Source organism: Aquimarina celericrescens, assembly GCF_042682765.1.
In the GTDB taxonomy this organism is placed as follows: Bacteria; Bacteroidota; Bacteroidia; order Flavobacteriales; family Flavobacteriaceae; genus Aquimarina; species Aquimarina celericrescens.
Genome location: NZ_JBHUHY010000003.1, coordinates 569,042 through 591,795 on the forward strand (window position 1 = coordinate 569,042; position 22,754 = coordinate 591,795).

The window sequence follows — 22,754 nt, forward strand, 5'->3', positions numbered from 1 at the left end:
CTTTTAAAGTTTCTTAGTCTGGCCTATGAGGTTATTTTCAAATAGATATTCTCCTATTTGCACAGCATTAGTTGCAGCGCCTTTACGAAGGTTATCTGCAACAATCCACATATTAAGCGCATTTTCTCTAGAATAATCTCTACGAATTCTGCCTACAAAAACATCATTCTTCCCTTCAGCATATATTGGCATTGGATATGTATTGGTATCTGGATTGTCTTGTATTGTAATTCCAGGTGTTTCATTTAAAAGAGCTCTTACATCTCCCTCATTAAATTCGTTTTCAAATTCAAGATTCACACTTTCGCTATGACCACCAACAACAGGTATTCTAATTGCAGTTGCTGTAACTGCAATCGTGCGATCATCAAGAATTTTTTGAGTTTCATTTACCAATTTCATCTCTTCTTTTGTATATCCATTTTCTTGGAAAACATCACAATGTGGTATGGCATTTCGATGAATTGGATAAGGATAAGCCATTTCCCCTTTCTCACCGGCATATTCATTTTCTAATTGTTGGACGGCTTTTATCCCGGTACCGGTTATAGATTGGTAGGTAGAAACAACTACACGTTTGATTTTATATTTATCGTGCAAAGGGCTCAATGCTAATACCATCTGTATGGTAGAACAATTGGGATTTGCAATGATTTTGTCTTCTTTGGTGAGTGCTTTGGCGTTTATTTCGGGAACCACCAGTTTTTTGGTTGGATCCATTCTCCATGCCGACGAATTATCAATAACTGTTATATCGGCTTCAGCAAATTTTGGGGCCCATTCTTGAGAGGTGCTTCCTCCAGCAGAAAATAAAGCAACATCTGGTTTCATTTCTACGGCTGTAGCAAGTCCAACTATAGTATATTCATTTCCTTTATAGGAGATCTTCTTACCTACAGATCTTTCAGAGGCTACAGGTATAAGTTCTGTAACCGGAAAATTTCTTTCCTCTAATACCTTTAACATTACGGTTCCTACCAACCCGGTAGCACCTACAACAGCTACTTTCATAAATAATCTATAATAGTTTTCGTTTCCGCGAAGCAGAAATCTTAATGCTTATATTTTGATCATATTTTGTGTATACAAAAATCGTATAAACTCTTTTAAATTCCAGCAAATGTGAGGAATATTTCCAATACGGCAAGTGTTTATATAAAAAATATAGATATTTGTATAAATTGTTAAATATTTAACTTTTTGTACAAAAAAGAACCGTCCAAATATGAACGGTTTAATTAGAATATGTAGTATAGCGGTAGCTATAGATAATCCACTTTTAAAATTATTGTTTTTTAAGTAAATCTCTTATTTCTGCTAATAGTTCTACTTGTGAAGGACCAGTAGGTGCTGCAGGAGCTTCTTCCTTTTTTTTCTGTGATCTTTCATACGCTTTTAGTACCATAAAAATACAGAATCCAATAATTATAAAATCAATGACTGTTTGTACAAAAGATCCATAGTTAATCGTTACTGGTGCAATGGCTTCTCCTGCTTCGTTCACTGAAGCTTCTGTGAGTTGAAATTTAAGATCGGTAAAATTTACTTTTCCTAATAATAAGCCAATAGGAGGCATTAAAACATCGTTGGTAAATGACGTTACAATTTTACCAAATGCCCCACCTACGATTACAGCAGTTGCCAAGTTAACTATATCTCCCTTCATTAGAAAGGACTTAAAATCTTTAAATAATCCCATACTATTATTGATTTAGATAATTAATAATAGGACTAATTTAACAAAAATTTAGAGACTTCAGTAGAAACCAGACCCTCAGATATGCAATGTTTTTCGATAAAAGTCAATTTTCATCGATGATTGTTCGTTTTACTCTAGGAGATATTGCCGTAAGTAATTCATACGAAATCGTCCCTGAATATTCTGCTATTTTAGCTGCGTTTGAGTTTGCATCAAAAATAATGACCTTATCTCCTTCTTTACACTCAATATGGGTAATATCGACCATAATCATATCCATACAAACATTGCCGAGTATGTAGGCGCGTTTATTATTTATGGTTACAAATCCTTTTTTATTACCATATTGTCTGCTAATACCGTCTGCATGACCAATAGGGATAGTGGCCGTTTTGGTAAAATCGGTTGCTTTAAAAGCTCTATTGTACCCTAATGATTCGCCTGGCTCTAGTCTATGGATTTGTGAAATCACTGATTTTAAAGATGCTACAGGTTTTAATTCATGATCATATTTTGCTTCATTGCCATAACCATAAAGTCCAATACCGGTACGGACCATATTAAAATGTGCTTCTGGATAGTTAAGAATGCCAGAAGTATTTGATTGGTGTACAATTGGGTTATATCCCAATTTGGAACTCATTTCTTCGGTAATTTTTTTAAAGGAATTAATTTGCCCTATAGTGAAGTCTCTTTCATCATGATCTTCGCTAGCCGCTAGGTGAGAAAGTAAAGAAACGATTCTTACAGCATCTGTGTTATTAACTTGCTCCATAACAAGATCTACATCATTTTCCCCGAAACCTATTCGATTTAATCCTGTATTGAATTTAATATGAATAGGGTAGTGTTTCTCGTTAAGCAAAGAGGTGATCTTAATAAATTGCTTAAGTGTTTTAAAACTATATAAACTTGGTTCTAACTGATAATCAATTAATTTTGGAAAATTTACAGGTTGTGGATGCAGTACCAAAATTGGGGTTGTCACTCCTGATTGGCGTAGCACTATGCCTTCAGAAACGTATGCTACGGCAAAATAATCTGCTCCAATTTTTTCAAGATGCTTGGCAATTGCGACTGCATCACTTCCATAGCCAGAAGCTTTTACTACCGCTAATATCTTTACATGATCAGCCACCTTACTTTTAAGATATTTGAAATTATGAGTGAGATGAGCCAGATTAATCTCTAATGTGGTTTCTTTTATACTACTCATCAGATTTTTTAGATATTTCTTCAGGATCTTTTACCTCCATTTTGTTCACCTTTTCTCTAAGCATTGCTTTATAATAAGCAGCCCTGCTTAAAGGCTCATACTCTTCAGTTTCACCTAACAAAACAAGATCATCTTTTCTTGATTTCCGATAACTAAACTGCGCCAGATTACCTGTTCTGGTACAAACCGCATGCACTTTGGTCACGTACTCTGCAGTTGCCATGAGGGCAGGCATGGGTCCAAATGGATTTCCTTTAAAATCCATATCTAATCCAGCTACAATTACACGAATACCTTTGTTGGCAAGATCATTACAAACAGCTATAATTTCGTCATCAAAAAATTGTGCTTCGTCTATTCCTACAACGTCACATGTGTCTGCAAGTATTCTAATATTTGCTGCTGCAGGAACAGGAGTAGAGCGAATTTCGTTGGCATCATGAGAAACCACCATCTCATCATCATAACGTATATCAATAGCGGGTTTAAATATTTCAACTTTTTGCTTCGCAAATTGAGCGCGCTTTAATCTACGGATCAATTCTTCGGTTTTTCCTGAAAACATAGAACCACAGATTACCTCTATCCACCCAAATTGCTCTTTATGATTTACCGTATTTTCGAGAAACATTTTGTATTTTTCAGAATCAATTAAAAGAAACCCCTTTCTCCTTTTGCTAAAGATGGGGTAAATTTATTAAAAAACAAAAAGCAGTATTATAAACCAATAAGAAAGTTATGAAGAAGAAATTGGAAGCGGAACTTATAAGTATTGCTCATAGAATTTTACAACTAAAAGATAGAGCTACGCTGTCCCAGCTTCAGGAAGAGGCCAGACAACTTTATGAAAAGTTAACGATACTTAATTTTTCTGAATCACATTTTGCCGGACCGCAGCCTACCATTGGACAGGTAAGGGCAGCTTTGGATAAGGATGAGTCGGATGAATTAAAGGAGGTGCGCGAAAAAATTAAAGCTATTATCGAACCTAAACAAGACGATTTAATAGTAGAAGAACCAGAGGAAGAGAAATCTTCAGAGCAACTGTTTGAACCTGAAGAAAAAACAGAAGAAATTCCAAATTCAGAAAACAAACCCGAACTGGTTATAGAAGAGATAAATGCCCGGGTAAGTGAAGATCTTTTTGTGCCAGCTTCGGCAATAGTACAAGAAGGTGCTTCATTTTCAGAATCTGTACAAGAGAAAAGAGAAATAGATAAAACGTTAGAGCACCAGATTAAATCTGATTCTGATGTGGTGAATCAGGATGAAAAACCTAAGTCTATAAATGATCAGCTGCGAAAAGATATTCATATAGGATTAAATGATCGATTAGCGTTTATAAAATATCTTTTTGAAGGAAGCGCACCTGATTATAATAGGGTCCTTTCTCAGTTAGGCACCATGAGAAGCAAAAACGAAGCACAAGACTTTATCGCAACCATGGTAAAACCAGACTATAATAACTGGGAAAGTAAAGAAGAATACGAAGAGCGATTTATGGATGTGGTGCTTAGTAAGTTTGAACATTAAATACTACATTTGACTAACATGAAAATCATTTATTGGATCGCTACCGGATTGTTATCTGCATTAATGTTGTTTTCTGCGGCAATGTATTTTTTCAATCACGAAGAAATTTCACAAACATTCACCTCGTTTAATTATCCCAGTTATGTTATTTACCCGTTAGCTATTTTAAAGCTATCAGGAATAATTGTCATTCTATTAAATACATGGAAAACATTAAAAGAATGGGCGTATGCAGGTTTTTTCTTTAATTTTATACTGGCATTTTTTGCGCATCAGCAAGCAGGCGATGGAGAATTGGGAGGAGCACTGGTAGCATTGATTTTGTTACTCACGTCTTATTTTTTAGGAAAAAAAGTAAGGCCCTAGCGCTTCTCAAATAAGATTCAAAAAGTTATCTTTGAAGCTATCTAAAAAGTCTTAATACATGTCATTGCGAATTCGTTTTCAAAATCTCATTACTATATATTGCAAAGTTTTATGAGGTCCTGAATCGATACTTTGACAAGCTCAATGTAAAAGTTTGGGATGATTAGAATTAACTTTTAAGACAGTTTCTTTTTATTTCAGCATATGTCTAAATTATACCTTGTACCCACACCTATTGGCAATCTTGAAGATATGACCTTTAGAGCTGTAAGAGTTCTGAAGGAAGTAGATTTAATTTTAGCGGAGGATACTCGCACCAGTGGTAAATTAATGAAGCATTTTGAAATCTCCACTCCTATGCAAAGTCATCACATGCATAACGAGCATAAAACAGTCGATCGTATTATCGAGAGATTGCAAAGTGGAGAGACTATTGCTCTTATCAGTGATGCAGGCACACCAGCAATAAGTGATCCTGGTTTTTTACTTACCCGTGCCTGTGTGAAGTACGATATTGAGGTTGATTGCCTACCTGGAGCTACTGCTTTTGTACCTGCATTGGTAAATAGCGGTTTGCCAAATGATAAATTTGTTTTTGAAGGGTTCTTACCGGTAAAGAAAGGAAGACAAACCCGATTGAAATTATTAGCAGAAGAAACCAGAACCATGATATTTTATGAATCACCCCATAAATTAGTAAAGACTCTCGAGAATTTTATAGCATATTTTGGAGAAGATCGAGAGGTTTCAGTTTCTCGCGAATTAAGTAAACTTCATGAAGAGACCATCAGAGGCAATGCTAAAGAAGTTTTAGAGCATTTCAAAAACAAACCACCAAAAGGAGAGATTGTAATCATTCTTGAAGGGAAGAAGAAGTAATGCAACAATTACTTTCAGATATCAATAGATGTGAAGTGTGTAAGAAATACTTGCCCTTGGGTCCAAGGCCTGTGGTTTCTGGTCATCCTAAGGCTAAAATTGTGATTATAGGGCAGGCACCAGGCACAAAGGTTCATGCATCCGGGATCCCATGGGATGATGCTAGTGGAAAACAACTTCGAAAATGGCTTGATATCACTAATGAACTATTTTATGATAAAACAAAAATAGCAATCGTTCCTATGGGATTTTGTTACCCCGGAAAGGGAAAAAGTGGAGATCTGCCGCCAAGACCAGAATGTGCACCGCTATGGCATCAACAATTATTTGATCACATGCCTGCTCTCGAATTGATACTTCTTATTGGTCAGTATGCTCAGAAATATTATTTAAAAGAGGATGCTAAAAAGACATTAACAGCAACAGTTAAAACATATTACGAATATTTCCCTCAGTTTTTTCCATTACCACATCCATCTCCCAGAAATCGTTTTTGGCTTACCAAAAACCCCTGGTTTGATCATGACATAGTACCTGTGCTTCGAGAGAAAATAAAAGAAATTTTAAGCGTATGAGAGACTTACTTCTTGACATAAGAGCATGTAATTATTGTGAAAAATATCTTCCTCTAGGTCCAAAACCGATTGTAAGTGCACATCCTGAGACCAAAATTGCACTAGTTAGTCAGGCTCCTGGTAGCATTGCTCATCTATCGGGAATCCCGTGGGACGATCCGGGCGGTAGAGAGTTAAAAAGATGGCTTGATGTTTCTGATGATATTTTTTATAACCCTAAAAATTTTGCAATTATTCCCATAGGATTTTGTTATCCCGGGAAGGGAAAAAGTGGTGATCTGCCGCCAAGACCAGAATGTGCGCCACTATGGCATCAACCATTATTTGATCACATGGCCGCTCTCGAATTGATGATTCTTATTGGTCAGTATGCTCAGAAATATTACTTAGAAAAAGACGCTAAAAATACACTTACAGCAACAGTTAAAGCATATCACGAATATTTACCGAAGTATTTCCCTCTCCCTCATCCCTCGCCAAGAAATCGTTTTTGGCGAACTAAAAATATATGGTTTGATCATGAGGTATTGCCTATTCTTCAACAAAAGGTAAAAGAAGTTTTGGTTTAGGGTATTATTTCCCCAGAACTTTAATAATAAATCGGTTGTAATCTTGTTATTGAAACCATAAGAAATATAAAAACTTGAAAAAAACCCCCCTTCTTACAATTATAGGAATTAGTTTGCTCGTCTTTTTGGTATGGCAATTACCCTATTTTGCCTTAATACAATATCCATTATTGCTTCTTGGAACCTGGTTTCATGAAATGGGACATGGACTTACTGCGTTACTCCTGGGAGGAAAATTTTATTATTTGGAAATTTATGATAATGGTGGTGGAGTTGCCTATTCTAATGTGTCTTTTAGCTATCTAGAGTACAATATTGCAAGAGCAATTACTTCTGCAGGTGGTTTATTAGGCCCTGCAATCTCGGGGGCTGTGTTGATTGCTTCGGCGCGAAATCGAATTACTTCTAAAATTGCACTTTGGCTATTATTGGTGATTATGGTGCTATCCTTATGTCTGTGGATTTATGAATTATTAGCTTTGGTTATTTTAAGTGTCTTTGCGGCCATTTTATTTTTTATTGCTATTCTAAGAGTTCGAAAATTGGAAGTTTTTGCCCTACTATTTCTAGGAACACAATGTGTATTAAGTACCTATTTACAAACAGCGTATTTATTTACCAAACAATTTGAGCGAGATGGTAGAGTTCAATACTCAGACACACAAATGATCGCTGCGCATCTACCTGGTGAGTATTGGATGTGGGCTTTGTTGATTCTTTTGATTAGTATAATACTACTTTACCGAAGTTACAGGTTTTATTTGAGAAAGTAATTTTTTTATAGCGCTCTGTTCTAAGTTCTCTTTACAGATGTTTCCCTTTTTCCCAGCCATGTTTGCCTAGGTATTTTTCGCCAGATTCGATAGCGCCTTCCTCTACCGTTGTTCCCATAGAATCATTCCATCGATTAAGGTATCCAAATAAGGAAATAACTCCTAACATTTCTACAATCTCACCTTCGTTCCAATATTTATACAATTCCTCTTTAATTTTGTTATCTACCACATTGGGAACCATAGAGGCAGCCAACGAAAAATCGAGCGCAGCACGTTCTGCATTGCTAAATGCGGGATGCGTTTTGTATTCCCAAATATTATCTAATTGCTCTTGCTCTGCACCATATCGCTCTGCAGCTCGAATAGCATGTGCCTGGCAATATCTACATCCTGTAGCATTACTGCTTACCCAGGCAATCATACGCTTCAAGGCTGAGGTGACACGGCCTTCGTTTGCCATCACAGCTTTGTTAAGATTGATAAACGCCTTAGAAATAGCAGGTCTTCTTTGCATAGTGAGTACCGAATTAGGACAAAAACCTAAGGTTTCATTAAAAAATTCTGCCAATTCTTTGGTTTCCAGATCATGATCGGCAGAAAGAGGTGTTACTAAAGGCATGTGTTTATGTGTTTTTGAGTTAAGATAATTTTCTTGGCAAAGCAAAATACAAAACTAATGTCAAAACGAGAGTGGTCAAGATGTTTTTTGTACTTTGGATTTTTTAAAATTTGAATATACCAAACGAATGAGATGGACACTAAAACCTAAACCTGATGCAGCAACCGTAGATAGTTTGGCCAAGACCTTGAATGTTGATACTATCATTGCATCGCTTTTGGTACAAAGGGGAATAGAAACTTATGAACAAGCCAAAAAATTTTTCAGACCTTCATTAGAAGATTTGCACGATCCTTTTTTGATGAAAGATATGGATAAAGCGGTCCTAAGGATTGAGAATGCCATTGCCAATCATGAAAATATTATGGTGTATGGTGATTATGATGTAGACGGGACTACTTCGGTTGCGCTCATGTCTTCTTATCTCAAAACAATGTCCCCCCAGGTAGCCACCTACATTCCGGATCGATATGATGAAGGGTATGGAGTATCTTATGAAGGAATCGATTATGCTCACGATAACGATATCTCTTTGATAATTGCTTTGGATTGCGGTATTAAAGCACTAGAAAAAATTGCTTATGCCAAATCAAAAGGCATTGATTTTATCATTTGTGATCACCATCGTCCTGGAGATGAAATTCCGGATGCGGTGGCAGTTTTAGATCCTAAGCGAAACGATTGTGAATATCCGTATAAAGAATTATGTGGGTGTGGAGTGGGATTTAAATTGGTTCAGGCTTTAGCATCAAACAAAGGCCAATCTATAGACGATTTGATGCTTTATTTGGATCTGGTGGCCACTGCAATTGGTGCTGATATAGTACCCATTACCGGAGAAAATCGAGTTTTGGCATATTATGGTTTATTGGTGATCAATGAAAACCCAAGAACTGGTTTTAAAGCAATGTTATCGCAAGTAAAGAAAGAAATATTAACCATAACCGATGTGGTGTTTATTATCGCTCCCAGAATCAATGCAGCTGGAAGAATGAAGCATGGATTGCATGCCGTTACATTGCTTACTGAAGAAAATCTTGAAACGGCAATGCAGTATGCTTCAGAAATAGAAATGTACAATAATGATCGAAAAGATGCCGATAAAAGCATTACTGAACAAGCGCTCACGCAAATACTTCATAACAAAGAAGAAGATCGATTTACAACCGTTGTATACGAAGAAAACTGGCATAAGGGAGTTATTGGTATTGTAGCTTCCAGACTTACAGAAACTTATTATCGTCCTACACTGGTTTTTACCAAAAGCGGGGAGAAGTTAGCTGCTTCTGCCCGATCGGTAAAGGGTTTTGATGTATATAATGCTCTGGATGCTTGCTCTGATCATATCGAACAGTTTGGAGGACATAAATATGCTGCAGGGTTAACATTATTTGAAGAAGAGTTCGAATCTTTTAAGCAAAAATTTGAAGAAGTCGTTTCTTCAACCATCGATAAAATGCTACTTGTTCCAGAAATTTCTATCGATACAACAATAGAATTGGATCAGATAACACCGCGATTTTATCGTATTTTAAAACAGTTTGCACCCTATGGACCTGGGAATATGACCCCGGTTTTTATGACTGAAGGTATTAAAGATACAGGGCACAGTAAATGCGTAGGAGCAGATCAAAAACATCTAAAATGTAAAGTACAGAAAAACGGCGTTGTAATTGGTGCTATTGGTTTTAATCTGGGGGCTAAACGTGATTTGATTTGTGAAAAGCAAACATTTAAGGCCGCGTACACCATCGATGAAAATGAATGGAATGGAACGGTTTCTCTACAATTGAAATTGAAAGACATCAATTAACTGATGCTTTGTTATTTTGAGCGCCTTGACTTTGCTCACCACAAGCCAAACCAAAAGACAAATTAACTTATTTTTATTTAGATTGATTATAAATAATTAGTATTTTTGAATCAAATATTGATTCATCATGAACCCTATAGATAAAATTTACAGTAACCAGGTGGGTATTTCATTTTTTTGGAAGAAAGAAACACATTTAACGATACCCAGAGTTCAATTGGTATTTAGAGATATTGGTTTTCTACTTACTTTAAACGAATTAAAAGATTTTTCAGACTCCTGTATCACAACGAAACAAACACAATGTTGCGAAGAATGTCTGGATCCTCAAAACTGCAGGTCATTACTATTGCGTACCCCTTCAGAGAAAATCGATCTTGCTGTAAATAAAGAGGAGCTAGATCAAATCCACGAATTAATTAACGGTACTATTTTCAAAGTTGAATTAAAAAACTGGGTAAAGAATATAAGTCTTAATTAAGAAAATCAATCATCTTATATACCAATTCTTCAGCTTTTGTTTCCTGAATGAAATGTTTTTCATCTACAAAATGAATATCTTCGGATTTTACATTTAGAGCATCAGTGGCCCTGGTTTCTTGTGGGGGCCATTGCAACATAGTATCATGTATTCCCCACATTATTGAAACTGGAATAGTAACATTCTCAAAAACATCAGAATAATCTGGCAATTCATTACATGTTTGGCTAAAGAAGTAATACATTGCCTGTGTCTTACCTTCTAATAAAGGTGTTTTATACCCTTCTACATCCAATGTATTTAGGGTATTCTCTTTTAGACCTTGTTCAAACAAATTTTTCAGTAATGTGTTTGTTGTTAATCCATTTCTATAAGCCCACATGGCTGTTTTTGCCATTCCTCCAGGTTTCATTCTTATTGGTGGATAAAACCCTTCTTCATAAATAATCGTATTAAAAACAATTAGTTTTTCAATTTTGTTGGGCGCCTGTCTCATGAGCTCCCAGGTCCATAAACCACCGGCATCGTGTATAGCTTGTGACCAGGTTTTGATACCCAATGATTGCATAAGTTCTAAGAGACGTTTTGCATGATTTTTGGCATTATAGATCTCAAAACCTTCGGGAGAATCACTGGATCCATAGCCTAACATATCGGGTACGATTACACGATAGCCATTAGCGGCCAAAGGATCGATCATTTTGCGATACAACCAACCCGAAGTTGGTACCCCATGTAAAAGTACAATTACGGGACCTTCTCCTTTATCTATATATTTAATTAATCCGTCATCTGTAGGATATAATCTCTGATCGGCCCTGAAATCTTCATAGGTAATTTGATTTTTCCGAATTTTGGTATTCTGATAAGGTTTGCATGAAAAGAGAAGTAGTCCCACCAGGGCTAGCATAAGAAAATTCCGCATTGTTAAAAATGATTTATGATACGGCAATTTACTCAAAATCATTTTTTTTATGATATAGAGTTTGAAAATTTTACTACTAGAATGATTATTCAAAAAATTATGGAAAGCTAAAACGTTTTAATTATAGTAAACTTTTCTCCATTAAAATTAAAATGATCCCCTACCGTTTTACCTAGTAGTAATCTTCCTAAGGGAGAGTTGACTGCAATGGCAAAATATGATTGATTATCTATGGTTATTTTGCCTACTGAAATACTTATAAAATAGTAGCCATTTGAAGTTTCTACCAAACTGCCCAGATGAACACGATCTGATAAAAGTGAAACATCGATTTTGTGCAAAATTTCCTGCAATTTTTGGACTTCGGCGAGTTGTGCCCCGGCTTTTTCACGCTCTAATTGTAGCATAGCGCGTCCGGTTTCATGCTTATCCCCGGCAGTACTTTTGGTTTCTGAAGTTAGGGATTCTTGTATATCTGTGATGATAGCCTGAATACGTTGTAAGCGTTGATCTGTATACTGCTTACATTTGTCTAACAGTTTTTGTTTAATATCCTGGGTATTCATTTTTTTGTTCTTCGTCAAATACTAAAGTACCATAATTACGCATTTGGATAAAGATCCATTCTTTTCTTTTTTGGGTATACTCTGATGCCGGATTGGCTAAATATTTTCTTGGATTGGGTAAGATAGCGGCTATTGCCGCAGCTTCTTCTGAGGTCAGATCTGCTGCAGTTTTGTTATACCAGAACTTTGCTGCAGCTTCTGCACCATAAATTCCATTACCCATTTCGATGCTATTCAGGTAGATTTCGAGGATACGTTCTTTACTCCACAATTTTTCGATTAAGAACGTAAAATAGGTTTCTAATCCTTTACGGATCCAACTGCGCTTAGGCCATAAAAATACATTTTTTGCTGTTTGTTGAGTGATGGTGCTGGCTCCTCGCAAACGTTTTCCAGCCCTGTGTTCTTCTATTGCCTTTTCAATTGCTTCTTTATCAAACCCTTGATGCTCTGTAAAACGTTGATCTTCGCTACAGATGACTGCTAATTGTAGATTCATGGAGATCTTAGACAAGGGAATCCATTTATGTTGTATTGTATGTTTTGGGTTTGATTGTAGTTTACGAATTCCCATTAGTGGTGTAGCAGGAACATCTATCCATTTGTAACTTAATACCCAGAGTGGGCTAAGTAACATAAAAGCAATGAAGCTTTTTAATAAGAAACGAAGAATCCTTTTCATCTGTTTATTTTCATTGTTTTTTGATGGTCAGATGGAATCGCCTATAATCATTTACTCACGATCTGCTATTTTTTTTGGAGTCCGTGAATCTTCGATTTCGGCTGGTATCAACTTAATTATTATGGCTTATTTCATACCTTCATATAGATTAAGATCTATAAAAGATCTGCCAATTCTGTGCCAACAATGCTTCCTATGGCAACTCCCATTCCGCCAAGGCGTACACCGCAAAACACATTGTTTGAACGTTGTTCGATCATCGACTTTTTCTGATTGCCTACGCCCATAATTCCGCTCCAGCGATGTTCAATTTCGAAATCGATATCTGGTAAAATGATTTCGCTTAGCATCTGTTCGAGTTTTTGTTGTACTAATTGGGTTTGACCTAATTTGGTGGTTTCTTCAGTTTTAAAATCCAGGTTTCGACCTCCTCCAAAAAGAATTCTATCATCTATATTTCTAAAATAATAATATCCTTTATCCAGATGAAAGGTTCCTTTGATAGGCAAACTATCAATAGGTTTGGTGATCAATACTTGTGCACGAGCTGGTTTTACTTGCTTAATTCCTAATTGAGACGCAAAACCATTCGTCGCTATTAGTACTTTATTAGTAGAAAACGTAAAATGTTCGGTTTTTATTTCTACAGAAGTGTTAAGATCATTAAGTCCTGTAACCTTACAGTTATTTAAAATATTGATATTAGCAGATTGTACTTTCTTCAATAATCCATCCATCATTTTACCAGTATCAATCTGACCTTCGAATTGGTTTACAATATATTGAGACTGAATATTTTTGAAATTGAAAATGTTATCCTGCGTAGTAAATACGGAACTACCAAAAATGGATTTTAACAGTAAGTTGATTTTATCTTTTTGCGAAAGACATGTCGAGAATAATGACTCATCATTATCGGTAAAAATTTCATATCCATTGTATTGTTGATAGTCAATGGTTTTATCCCCTAAATTTTGTCGCAATAATTGAAGCCCATCATATCTTTTCTTAATGAGTTGTAAAACCTCTTCTTCGGTATGCGATTGCAGGTCATCGATAATTTCAGATAAGCTCCCAAAGCACGCAAATCCAGCATTTTTTGTACTCGCACCATTGGGTAGTATACCGCGTTCAAGAATTAGTATTTTAGCTCCAGGAAATTTAGTGCGTAACCGAAGTGCGCAAGAAAGTCCTACGATTCCGCTACCAATAATAGTAAAATCAATATTAGATAACCAGTTTTTGTATTCCCAATAACTTAAATTCATTTGCGTATTCTATTAAAACGAAGATAGAATGATTTCATAAAAAAAGCCTCAATAATGAGGCTTAATTTTATTTAATCTTCGGGTTCTTCCATTTCAAAATCTTCCATAAACTTGGTAGTATAGTTTCCGGAAACGTAATCCGGATGATCCATTAATTGTCTATGGAATGGAACTGTAGTTTTGATTCCTTCGACTACAAATTCATCAAGTGCTCTTTTCATTTTGTTGATAGCTTCTTCACGTGTTTGTGCTGTAGTGATCAACTTCGCAATCATAGAATCGTAGTTTGGCGGAATGATATATCCACTATATACGTGGGTATCTACACGTACTCCATGCCCCCCAGGAATGTGTAAATTGGTAATTTTACCTGGTGAAGGTCTAAAATCTTTATATGGATCTTCTGCATTGATCCTACATTCTATAGAGTGCAATTGCGGGAAATAATTCTTTCCTGAGATTGGTACTCCTGCAGCCACTAATATTTGTTCTCTGATCAAATCGTAGTCTACTACCTGTTCTGTGATAGGGTGCTCTACCTGAATACGTGTATTCATTTCCATAAAGTAAAAGTTACGATGTTTGTCTACCAAAAACTCTACGGTACCGGCACCTTCGTATTTAATATATTCTGCAGCTTTAACCGCAGCTTCTCCCATTTTTTCACGCAATTCGTCGGTCATAAATGGCGAGGGAGTTTCTTCGGTGAGTTTTTGATGTCTTCTTTGTACAGAACAATCTCTTTCTGATAAGTGGCATGCTCTTCCGTTACTGTCACCAACCACTTGAATTTCGATATGACGAGGCTCTTCGATGAGTTTTTCCATGTACATACCGTCATTACCAAATGCAGCGGCCGCTTCTTGTCTGGCACTATCCCAGGCCTTTCTAAGATTCTCTTTTTTCCACACAGCACGCATACCTTTTCCGCCACCTCCAGCTGTTGCTTTAAGCATTACCGGATATCCCATGTCATCTGCAAGTTTTTCTGTTTCTTCATAAGAATCCAGAATCCCTTCACTTCCGGGAATAGTAGGTACTCCTGCAGCTTTCATAGTAGCCTTTGCTGTGGCTTTATCTCCCATTTTCTCGATCATCTCGGCACTGGCACCGATAAATTTGATCTCATGCTCTTCACAGATTTTGGAAAATTTAGCATTTTCTGATAAGAAACCATATCCAGGGTGTATAGCGTCTGCATTGGTAATTTCTGCTGCAGCAATTATATTTGCCATTTTCAAGTAGGATTCACTACTTGGTGCAGGACCAATACAAACGGCCTCATCAGCAAAACGAACATGAAGGCTTTCGGCATCGACAGTAGAATATACTGCGACGGTCTTGATACCCATTTCTTTGCAGGTTCTGATTACACGCATGGCAATCTCACCTCTATTTGCAATTAGAATTTTTTTAAACATAACTTTCGAAATTTAAAAATCTCAAATTCCAGCGCCAAATTCCAACGGGTTGGATTTTTGGATTTGTTTATTGGAATTTTATAATAGGGTTATGATGGGTCTACTAAGAAAAGTGGCTGATCAAACTCTACCGGAGAGGCATCATCAACTAATACTTTTACGATTTTCCCTGAAACTTCACTTTCAATTTCGTTGAAAAGCTTCATTGCTTCAATGATACAAAGCACATCTCCTTCCTTTACAGTATCTCCAACTTCAACAAACATGGGTTTGTCTGGTGACGGTTTTCTGTACAATGTTCCTATGATAGGTGATTTAATAGTTATGTATTTCGAATTGTCTTCTTCTGAAGAAGGTTCTTCTGTAGCTGCCGGAGCCACTGGTGTGGGAACCGCCGGTTGTACTGCTGCAACAGGTTGAGGAGCACTGCCAACAGGAATTTGTTGAACTATTGTGGCTTCCTTACTTTCATCTGATGCAGTTTTGATGGTGATTTTAATGTCATCCATCTCTAACTTTACTTCGCTGGCTCCTGATTTGGCAACGAACTTAATTAAATTCTGAATTTCTTTTAAATCCATAATGTTGGGTATTGTGTGTTTAGTTGTTTAGGAATTATAGGCCCATTTAAGATAAATGGAACCCCAAGTAAAACCTCCACCAAATGAGGCAAATACTATGTTATCCCCTTTTTTGAGTTGTTTTTCGTAATCGTGCAATAATAAGGGTAAAGTAGCCGAAGTCGTATTACCGTATCTTTGGATATTCATAAGAACTTTACTGTCGTCTAACCCCATTCTATTTGCAGTAGCATCAATAATCCGTTTATTGGCCTGATGTGCAATAAGCCAATTAACGTCTTGTCCTGTCATATTATTGCGTTCTAAAATCTTTGTGCTGGCATCTGCCATATTAGAAACAGCATATTTGAAAACTGTCTTTCCATCTTGTTGCACAAAGTGTTGTCTTTTTGCAACAGTTTCTTCAGAAGGAGGTAACAAAGAGCCTCCGGCTTCAATCTTCAAGAATTCCCTTCCGATACCATCGGTGCGCAAATATTCATCTTGTAAACCAAGACCTTCTTCGTTTGGTTCAAAAAGCACAGCACCACCACCATCACCAAAAATAATGCATGTGGTACGATCGGTATAATCTATAATAGAAGACATTTTATCGGCTCCTATAAGTAATATTTTTTTGTATCTTCCTGATTCAATATAGCTTGCAGCGGTAGACATTCCATATAAAAAACTAGAACAAGCTGCTTGCAAGTCATAAGAAAAAGCATTAACTGCTCCTATCTGAGATGCTGCATATGCAGATGTTGCTGCAACTGGAAGATCTGGCGTAGCGGTAGCAAAAATCACCATATCGATCTCTTTGGGATCGAGATTTTTTTTGGCAATTAGATCTTCAGCGGCTTTTATGCCTAAGAAAGAACTCCCTTTGTCTTTATCTTTGAGTATTCTACGTTCTTTGATACCCGTACGAGTGGTAATCCATTCGTCGTTTGTGTCAACCATTGTTGCTAATATGTCATTAGTTAACACATAGTCTGGCACATATGCGCCTACAGCTGTGATAGCGGCTGTGATTTTACTCATATCTTAGTTTTAATTCACGAACTATAGCACAAATAATGCCTAAAAAGTCGTCGAAATTACTAAATAATACACAAATATGGCGCAAAATAATCGGATTTTGACACATATTCAACTAAAAACAAAAAAACTCTCACATTTTGTGAGAGCTCTATTTGAAATTTTAACAGTTAGCCTATGCTACTTCTTCTTCAGTATTATCAATTACTATTTGACCACGGTAGTATAATTTACCTTCGTGCCAATGAGCTCTGTGATATAAATGTGCTTCTCCTGTTGTAGGATCTGTAGCAATTTGTGGTACAGAAGCTTTATAATGAGTTCTTCTTTTATCTCTTCTGGTTTTCGATATTTTTCTCTTAGGATGTGCCATTGCTTAGCTATTATTTATCGTTTAATAAGTTTTTTAATTTATCCCAACGAGGATCTGTTTCCTCATTATTATTCTCTATTGTTTTTTCTTTTGGACTTAGTTCGTCTAACTTTTCGAGTATATCAGAATCTAATGTTCCGTCTTCCACACCAGGATGAACTCTTTTGTGCGGCAGTGCCAAAACAATGAGCTCATATATGTATTGTTGAATGTTAACTTCATATTCTCCATGGGGAAGTATAAGAAGTTCTTCATTTTCATCATTATATTCGTCTCCAAACTTAACTACCAAAAGAAATTCATTTTCGATAGGTAAGTTAAAAGGTTCATTGGTGAGATCACAATTTACATTTACAGTACCAGTTATATTAAGCTGAAGTTCTAACATAGTTGTTTTCTTGTTAAACTCCAGATCAACTTTTACCGCAGCTGCATTAAATTCGTCATACTCAAAATGCTCAAAGAACGTATTGTCAATATCGTACTCAAACTGGTGTAATCCTTGCTTCAGTCCAACAAAAGGAATAGTGTACTCTTTCAGTTGTATCATTTCATCATCAGTTTCAAGGTGCCTACCTATTTGGTAAAGGCGGGTGCAAAGATAATAAAAAATCGTTATGAAAGCCTTTTTGTAAACAAAATTATATCAGTCTTTTAGTCTTTTAGTTTGTGAGTATTTGAGTATTTGAGTGTGTTAGCAAGTGAATATGTAGGTAAATAGGGTTTAACATAAGTTTTCTCAGGCTTAAAAAGAATATGTTTTTTACTCAACGACTCACCACTAAAATACTCACTTACTTCTGCTGCGGTTTACGAGGTTGTTTTTTTAATGGGTTTTTGGTGATCTCGGCGTATTGATTTCGGTTTTTATAAATTTTTAAGGCAGCAAAAACGGCTTCTTCAAATGAACTGTGATCTGCTTTGTTTTTTCCGGCAATTTCGAAAGCAGTCCCATGATCGGGTGAGGTGCGTACTTTATTTAATCCGGCGGTATAGTTTACTCCTTTTCCAAACGAAAGCGTTTTGAAAGGAATCAGTCCTTGATCATGATAGGAGGCAACAACTGCATCAAAAGTTTTGTAACTATTAGATCCAAAAAAACTATCGGCAGCATAAGGGCCATATACTAATTTTCCTGATTCTTGAATTTTTTGAATAGTTGGTTTTAGGATTTCTTCGTCTTCTTTACCAATCACACCGTTATCTCCACTGTGAGGATTAATGCCCAAAACTGCGATCTTGGGTTTCGACACACCAAAATCCTGTTTTAAAGCATTATGTATAGTGTTGATTTTTTGTTCAATGAGTTCGGGAGTAATCGTATTTGCAATATCTTTTACCGCAACATGATCGGTAAGCAATCCTACTTTTAGGTCATCTGTGATCATAAACATAAGACTGTTTCCTTCGAGTTCCTGATCCAGATAATCAGTATGTCCCGGAAATTTAAATTCTTCGGACTGGATACTATGTTTATTTATAGGAGCAGTCACCAGCACATCAATTTTATTATTTTTAAGAGATTGGGTAGCAGCTTTTAAAGATTTTATGGCATACTCTCCAATTTTTTCATCTACTTGGCCAAAATTAATATCTACAGATTCTTTCCAGACATTCAGCACATTTATTTTACCATCCAGGATCTGAGAAGTTTTATCTATACCATGCAGGTTAGCATTGATTTCATACTGTTTTTTGAGAAAGGAAAGAATTTTTACCGAAGCAAATATGACTGGGGTGCAAAAATCTAGCATTCTTGGGTCTTCAAAAGTTTTGAGAACAACTTCGCTTCCTATACCATTTAGATCCCCGATAGAGATTCCTAATCTTATTTTTTCTTCTTTCTTCATTACTAAACTACTTTATCAGTATTTTTGAAGTTTAAAATCAAACTTCAACCTTCAAGGGAACAAATTTAACTAAATAATTTGCATTTATGTTTACAGGAATCATCGAAGAATTAGGAACGATAACATCTTTAAAAACAGATAAAGAAAATTTGCACATTACCGTACAAGCGAATTTTACTTCAGCATTAAAAATTGACCAAAGTGTGGCTCATAACGGTGTTTGTCTTACTGTAGTGTCTTTGGATGATGATACCTATACCGTTACTGCGATTAAAGAAACATTAGATAAAACAAATTTGAATACTCTTAAAGAGGGAGATGTCGTTAACCTGGAACGGGGGATGAAACTTGGCGATCGACTAGATGGACATATTGTACAGGGTCACGTGGATCAAATTGCTACCTGTACTAAGATTTCTGAAGCTGATGGTAGCTGGTATTTTACATTCAATTATGACCCCGGTTTAAGTAATATCACTATCGAAAAAGGATCTATTACTGTGAATGGAGTGAGTCTTACTGTAGTAAACTCTAAGAAAAACGAATTTAGCGTAGCAATTATTCCTTTTACGTATGAACATACAAACTTTAATACCTTTGCAGTTGGAACTGTGGTAAACCTAGAGTTTGATGTGATCGGTAAATATGTAAAAAGAATCACAGAATTAGGATAAAAAAAGAAGTAGAATGGCGGTTACACCAATTCTACTTCGTTAAATTTAAAAAGTGAAACTTTATTTCTTCCTATTTTTAAGAGTACTCCTCCTAAATCACTCAAAGTAGAGCAGGATTGGAAATCTAATACTTTGCCAAAATACTGACTTTTTGCATCAATTACTTTATACTGCATAATACATGATTTGATTTGACCTGTTTTCCCGTTTTTTCATTCTAGTGGTTCCTTCCCCAAAAAACATACCAGAATGTATCAAATTCTTAAAGTAAAAGTAATAGGTCATCTTTTTTTTTGAAAATAAACTTATTAGGTTTTATTAACAATAATTACATAACTCTGAGTTTAAAAACCTATAAAACAAATACTTATATAATAATCTTGTATTCATTAACGAAGAAAACGAACAAATAATATTTGGAATAATTCCAAATTTTGTATCTTTGACATGGAATAATTCCAATTTCACAGGAATGATTTTTCACTATAGATTTTAAGATTTTTTCACCTTTTATTAAGTTATTTTTTTAAAGTCGTGGCATGCGTTTTGTAAAATGATACATGAACCAAATCGTATTACTATGATTATAGAAATACCTAATGCAAATGATTTTTATGTTATGAGTGGTATTAATTATGAAATACAAAACAGAAAGCTACAGTTATATAAGCACACCTTTGATTACAACTTTTGTAAACGAAAGTATAATGAGTATGCCCTTATGGAGACAGATGAGTTTCGTAAATGCTTGAAAGATCCAGAAAAACTAGGAGAGATCGGTCATTTATGTTGTTTCATTTTATGGGTAAAAAACAAAGAACAACATGAATATCGAGATACCATGGGCGACTATGGATTGATACATCTACTGTTTCATTGTTTAGAGCATAAACATCATGCAGAAATTCATGCAGAATATATCCATATGTTATTTAAAGATGATATTAGGTTGGTGTAGATCAAAACCATGTTTATAACTTTGAAAACGCTGTTTTAGACGAAGCTGCGGACAGGATCTTTAGTTAAACCAATTTTTTTGATTAAAAATTTAAAAAGGTCAATACTTGATACAAGTATTAATTTTTAGAAACTTGCTCTGCCATAAGTAAGGCATTATACAGATTCACTACCTTACCAGATTTAGAGAGTTCTGAAAATGGAATTCTAGGACCTTCGGCATTTCCAGGATACCTCACATTAATATGATATATATTTCCAGAATCTAGTATAATATCCTTTACTTGATTAGCTGTAAGTTTTGGATAGCGTGACCTTATTACAGCAGCGATACCAGAAACGATTGGAGCAGCAAAAGAAGTACCATCGACTAGTTCATACTTGTTATTCACTGCAGTGGTATATAAATCTACACCAGGTGCAAAAACATCTACATTATTTTTACCATAGTTGGAAAAATAGGCAGGCAAACGATGATCTAAAAAGGTGTTCAAAGCTCCAACATTAATAAAATTTTGAGACTCTTCCATGTTATTTCTATAATCCAAAGGATAGAAATTGTACATATCAATATTTTTACTGTCGTTACCTGCCCCATGTACTAGGAGCACGTCTTTTTTAGCAGCATATTGTATAGCATCAATAACCATATCTGGATTCGTGGAGAAAAATTTTCCAAAACTCATATTAATTACTTTGGCACCATTGTCCACGGCATATCGTATCGCCAAAGCAACATCCTTGTCATATTCATCGCCTTGTGGTACTGTTCTTAAGATCATTAACTTTACTTTATCAGCAATACCATCTATACCAATATTATTGTTTCTGGTTGCACCTATCATTCCCGCAACTAAGGTTCCATGAGTATCTATGGATTTATCCTCTATAACAATATTATTTCCGTAATTAGTATCATTAATATCATCAAGATTATCTTTTGAAATCCTCCTATCGCTATGAGCAAAATTTAATTTGTAATCTCTTATAGTATAAACATATTTTGCGTAATCATTAAGGGATTCTTGAGTCAAACCATAAGTCAAGAATTCATGAAGTTTTTTTACTGGTTCTCTCAAATTTATATTTGAAATAGTATCTATCGTTTTAAGAGTTTCAAAATTATATTGTTGATTTGGAAAATATTCTTTAAGTGTCTCCCTAATATTTTTTAATGCCAAATTTTGTTCCGCAATGTATTTCAGATCTTCATCTAAGACACTTTTTTCCTTTTTATAAAACTTGACTGCTTCAAGAAGCAAGGAATCTTTCTCTTCTTTTGAAACAACAAGCCCTTTCTTTGTTAAATATCCTTTATCATTCAAAAGTCTTACGAATTCCCATCTAGCGTAATATGTGCTTTTTCCTTTAGTATTTCCTAAAAAATTCCAGCCATGAATATCATCAACATAACCGTTCCTGTCATCATCTATATTATTATTTGGAATTTCATTTTTGTTGAACCAAATTTGATTCCTAAGATCTTCATGATCAATATCAATACCTCCATCGATTACTGCTACAATAATAGGGACTCCAGTTTTTTTTGATAAAATTTCATTATAAGCTTTTTCCGAGCTTATTCCTTGAATGGTATCTAAAAAAATATCTTTATGTTGCCATGATTTCAATATTTCATTATTTAATTGTTTTTCACAACGATTTATGGCAATAATATCTTTGGAAAAATTATTTATGTTTTGTGAAAAACCATAATAACATAACAAATACGAAAAAAGAAAAACTTTTTTCATAATCAACTGAGTTTAAAATTTTTTAGCATTGAATTATATATTTTAACTTGGTTTTTAATATGTAGCTGTAGATAAGATTTTAATAAAAAAATTACCTTATCGATAATTCTTTAATAGAAAAGTATGGATAGATTTCAATCTTTTGTGAACTCTCAAA

The 22,754-nt window shown here is 35.3% G+C and carries 27 protein-coding genes; 10 read left to right on the forward strand and 17 right to left on the reverse strand.

Features of this window, described 5'->3' with window-relative positions; genetic code table 11:
- Positions 1 to 3: 3 nt before the first annotated feature.
- The 4 genes from ACFSJT_RS06280 to ACFSJT_RS06295 form a co-directional block, all read right to left on the reverse strand.
- Positions 4 to 1,011: an aspartate-semialdehyde dehydrogenase gene (locus ACFSJT_RS06280; protein ID WP_378319366.1), complete on the reverse strand. Its 1,008-nt coding sequence runs from the start codon at positions 1,009 to 1,011 to the stop codon at positions 4 to 6.
- Positions 1,012 to 1,285: 274 nt separating this feature from the next.
- Positions 1,286 to 1,699, reverse strand: a complete 414-nt coding sequence (gene mscL / locus ACFSJT_RS06285; RefSeq protein ID WP_378319367.1) for a large-conductance mechanosensitive channel protein MscL — start codon at positions 1,697 to 1,699, stop codon at positions 1,286 to 1,288.
- 103 nt (positions 1,700 to 1,802) lie between these two features.
- A complete protein-coding gene (gene alr / locus ACFSJT_RS06290) occupies positions 1,803 to 2,915 on the reverse strand; it encodes an alanine racemase (protein WP_378319368.1) in 1,113 nt (370 codons plus the stop codon).
- Positions 2,908 to 3,546: a thymidine kinase gene (locus tag ACFSJT_RS06295; RefSeq protein WP_378319369.1), complete on the reverse strand. Its 639-nt coding sequence runs from the start codon at positions 3,544 to 3,546 to the stop codon at positions 2,908 to 2,910. The genes alr and ACFSJT_RS06295 overlap by 8 nt, the downstream gene beginning before the upstream one ends.
- Before the next feature lie 107 nt (positions 3,547 to 3,653).
- Between ACFSJT_RS06295 and ACFSJT_RS06300 the strand changes: the two genes are divergently transcribed.
- The 6 genes from ACFSJT_RS06300 (at position 3,654) to ACFSJT_RS06325 (ending at position 7,610) form a co-directional block, all read left to right on the forward strand.
- Entirely contained in the window at positions 3,654 to 4,448 is a 795-nt protein-coding gene (locus ACFSJT_RS06300) for a hypothetical protein (RefSeq protein ID WP_378319370.1), read from the forward strand.
- A gap of 18 nt (positions 4,449 to 4,466) precedes the next feature.
- A complete protein-coding gene (locus ACFSJT_RS06305; RefSeq protein WP_378319371.1) occupies positions 4,467 to 4,814 on the forward strand; it encodes a DoxX family protein in 348 nt (115 codons plus the stop codon).
- Between the two features lie 204 nt (positions 4,815 to 5,018).
- The gene (rsmI, locus tag ACFSJT_RS06310; protein WP_378319372.1) at positions 5,019 to 5,693 is read left to right on the forward strand and encodes a 16S rRNA (cytidine(1402)-2'-O)-methyltransferase; all 675 of its coding nucleotides are present in this window, start codon (positions 5,019 to 5,021) and stop codon (positions 5,691 to 5,693) included.
- On the forward strand, positions 5,693 to 6,268 hold the full coding sequence (locus ACFSJT_RS06315; RefSeq protein ID WP_378319373.1) for a uracil-DNA glycosylase family protein: 576 nt from the start codon (positions 5,693 to 5,695) through the stop codon (positions 6,266 to 6,268). Before rsmI ends, ACFSJT_RS06315 begins: the two co-directional genes overlap by 1 nt.
- A complete protein-coding gene (locus ACFSJT_RS06320) occupies positions 6,265 to 6,837 on the forward strand; it encodes a uracil-DNA glycosylase family protein (protein ID WP_378319374.1) in 573 nt (190 codons plus the stop codon). The genes ACFSJT_RS06315 and ACFSJT_RS06320 overlap by 4 nt, the downstream gene beginning before the upstream one ends.
- Positions 6,838 to 6,911: 74 nt before the next feature.
- Positions 6,912 to 7,610 carry a M50 family metallopeptidase gene (locus ACFSJT_RS06325; RefSeq protein WP_378319375.1) on the forward strand — a complete coding sequence of 233 codons (699 nt, stop codon included), beginning with the start codon at positions 6,912 to 6,914 and terminating at the stop codon, positions 7,608 to 7,610.
- 31 nt (positions 7,611 to 7,641) lie between these two features.
- Here the strand turns inward: ACFSJT_RS06325 and ACFSJT_RS06330 are convergent, their stop codons facing one another.
- Positions 7,642 to 8,232, reverse strand: coding sequence for a carboxymuconolactone decarboxylase family protein (locus ACFSJT_RS06330; protein ID WP_378319376.1), 591 nt, complete (start codon positions 8,230 to 8,232; stop codon positions 7,642 to 7,644).
- A 127-nt stretch (positions 8,233 to 8,359) separates the two neighbouring features.
- Between ACFSJT_RS06330 and recJ the strand changes: the two genes are divergently transcribed.
- Together recJ and ACFSJT_RS06340 are read left to right on the forward strand one after the other, a co-directional pair.
- On the forward strand, positions 8,360 to 10,045 hold the full coding sequence (gene recJ, locus ACFSJT_RS06335) for a single-stranded-DNA-specific exonuclease RecJ (protein WP_378319377.1): 1,686 nt from the start codon (positions 8,360 to 8,362) through the stop codon (positions 10,043 to 10,045).
- Between the two features lie 127 nt (positions 10,046 to 10,172).
- Positions 10,173 to 10,526 carry a hypothetical protein gene (locus ACFSJT_RS06340; protein ID WP_378319378.1) on the forward strand — a complete coding sequence of 118 codons (354 nt, stop codon included), beginning with the start codon at positions 10,173 to 10,175 and terminating at the stop codon, positions 10,524 to 10,526.
- Here ACFSJT_RS06340 and ACFSJT_RS06345 read toward each other — a convergent pair.
- The 10 genes from ACFSJT_RS06345 to pdxA form a co-directional block, all read right to left on the reverse strand.
- On the reverse strand, positions 10,519 to 11,451 hold the full coding sequence (locus ACFSJT_RS06345; protein WP_378319379.1) for an alpha/beta fold hydrolase: 933 nt from the start codon (positions 11,449 to 11,451) through the stop codon (positions 10,519 to 10,521). The two genes, ACFSJT_RS06340 and ACFSJT_RS06345, sit on opposite strands and share 8 nt — an antisense overlap.
- Before the next feature lie 107 nt (positions 11,452 to 11,558).
- The gene (locus tag ACFSJT_RS06350) at positions 11,559 to 12,017 is read right to left on the reverse strand and encodes a 3-oxoacyl-ACP synthase (RefSeq protein WP_378319380.1); all 459 of its coding nucleotides are present in this window, start codon (positions 12,015 to 12,017) and stop codon (positions 11,559 to 11,561) included.
- On the reverse strand, positions 11,998 to 12,699 hold the full coding sequence (mtgA, locus tag ACFSJT_RS06355; RefSeq protein WP_378319381.1) for a monofunctional biosynthetic peptidoglycan transglycosylase: 702 nt from the start codon (positions 12,697 to 12,699) through the stop codon (positions 11,998 to 12,000). The genes ACFSJT_RS06350 and mtgA overlap by 20 nt, the downstream gene beginning before the upstream one ends.
- A gap of 155 nt (positions 12,700 to 12,854) precedes the next feature.
- Positions 12,855 to 13,967, reverse strand: a complete 1,113-nt coding sequence (locus ACFSJT_RS06360; protein ID WP_378319382.1) for an NAD(P)/FAD-dependent oxidoreductase — start codon at positions 13,965 to 13,967, stop codon at positions 12,855 to 12,857.
- 71 nt (positions 13,968 to 14,038) lie between these two features.
- Positions 14,039 to 15,388: an acetyl-CoA carboxylase biotin carboxylase subunit gene (gene accC / locus ACFSJT_RS06365; protein ID WP_378319384.1), complete on the reverse strand. Its 1,350-nt coding sequence runs from the start codon at positions 15,386 to 15,388 to the stop codon at positions 14,039 to 14,041.
- An 89-nt stretch (positions 15,389 to 15,477) separates the two neighbouring features.
- Positions 15,478 to 15,969, reverse strand: coding sequence for an acetyl-CoA carboxylase biotin carboxyl carrier protein (gene accB, locus ACFSJT_RS06370; protein ID WP_378319385.1), 492 nt, complete (start codon positions 15,967 to 15,969; stop codon positions 15,478 to 15,480).
- Between the two features lie 27 nt (positions 15,970 to 15,996).
- Positions 15,997 to 16,992, reverse strand: a complete 996-nt coding sequence (locus ACFSJT_RS06375) for a beta-ketoacyl-ACP synthase III (RefSeq protein WP_378319386.1) — start codon at positions 16,990 to 16,992, stop codon at positions 15,997 to 15,999.
- A 172-nt stretch (positions 16,993 to 17,164) separates the two neighbouring features.
- Entirely contained in the window at positions 17,165 to 17,362 is a 198-nt protein-coding gene (rpmF, locus tag ACFSJT_RS06380) for a 50S ribosomal protein L32 (protein WP_024768393.1), read from the reverse strand.
- Positions 17,363 to 17,372: 10 nt separating this feature from the next.
- Positions 17,373 to 17,912, reverse strand: a complete 540-nt coding sequence (locus ACFSJT_RS06385) for a YceD family protein (protein WP_378319387.1) — start codon at positions 17,910 to 17,912, stop codon at positions 17,373 to 17,375.
- A gap of 244 nt (positions 17,913 to 18,156) precedes the next feature.
- Positions 18,157 to 19,212 (reverse strand): 4-hydroxythreonine-4-phosphate dehydrogenase PdxA, encoded by a 1,056-nt coding sequence (gene pdxA, locus ACFSJT_RS06390; RefSeq protein ID WP_378319388.1) that lies wholly within the window; start codon positions 19,210 to 19,212, stop codon positions 18,157 to 18,159.
- 86 nt (positions 19,213 to 19,298) lie between these two features.
- Between pdxA and ACFSJT_RS06395 the strand changes: the two genes are divergently transcribed.
- A complete protein-coding gene (locus ACFSJT_RS06395) occupies positions 19,299 to 19,886 on the forward strand; it encodes a riboflavin synthase (protein WP_378319389.1) in 588 nt (195 codons plus the stop codon).
- 20 nt (positions 19,887 to 19,906) lie between these two features.
- On the opposite strand, the gene ACFSJT_RS06400 is transcribed toward ACFSJT_RS06395, so the two are convergent.
- Positions 19,907 to 20,062, reverse strand: a complete 156-nt coding sequence (locus ACFSJT_RS06400) for a hypothetical protein (RefSeq protein ID WP_210196187.1) — start codon at positions 20,060 to 20,062, stop codon at positions 19,907 to 19,909.
- 404 nt (positions 20,063 to 20,466) lie between these two features.
- On the opposite strand from ACFSJT_RS06400, the gene ACFSJT_RS06405 reads away from it, so the two are divergent.
- On the forward strand, positions 20,467 to 20,844 hold the full coding sequence (locus ACFSJT_RS06405; protein WP_378319390.1) for a hypothetical protein: 378 nt from the start codon (positions 20,467 to 20,469) through the stop codon (positions 20,842 to 20,844).
- A 118-nt stretch (positions 20,845 to 20,962) separates the two neighbouring features.
- Here ACFSJT_RS06405 and ACFSJT_RS06410 read toward each other — a convergent pair whose 3' ends face one another.
- Complete coding sequence (locus ACFSJT_RS06410; protein ID WP_378319391.1) at positions 20,963 to 22,597, reverse strand: S8 family serine peptidase; 1,635 nt, start codon at positions 22,595 to 22,597, stop codon at positions 20,963 to 20,965.
- Between the last annotated feature and the right edge of the window lie 157 nt (positions 22,598 to 22,754).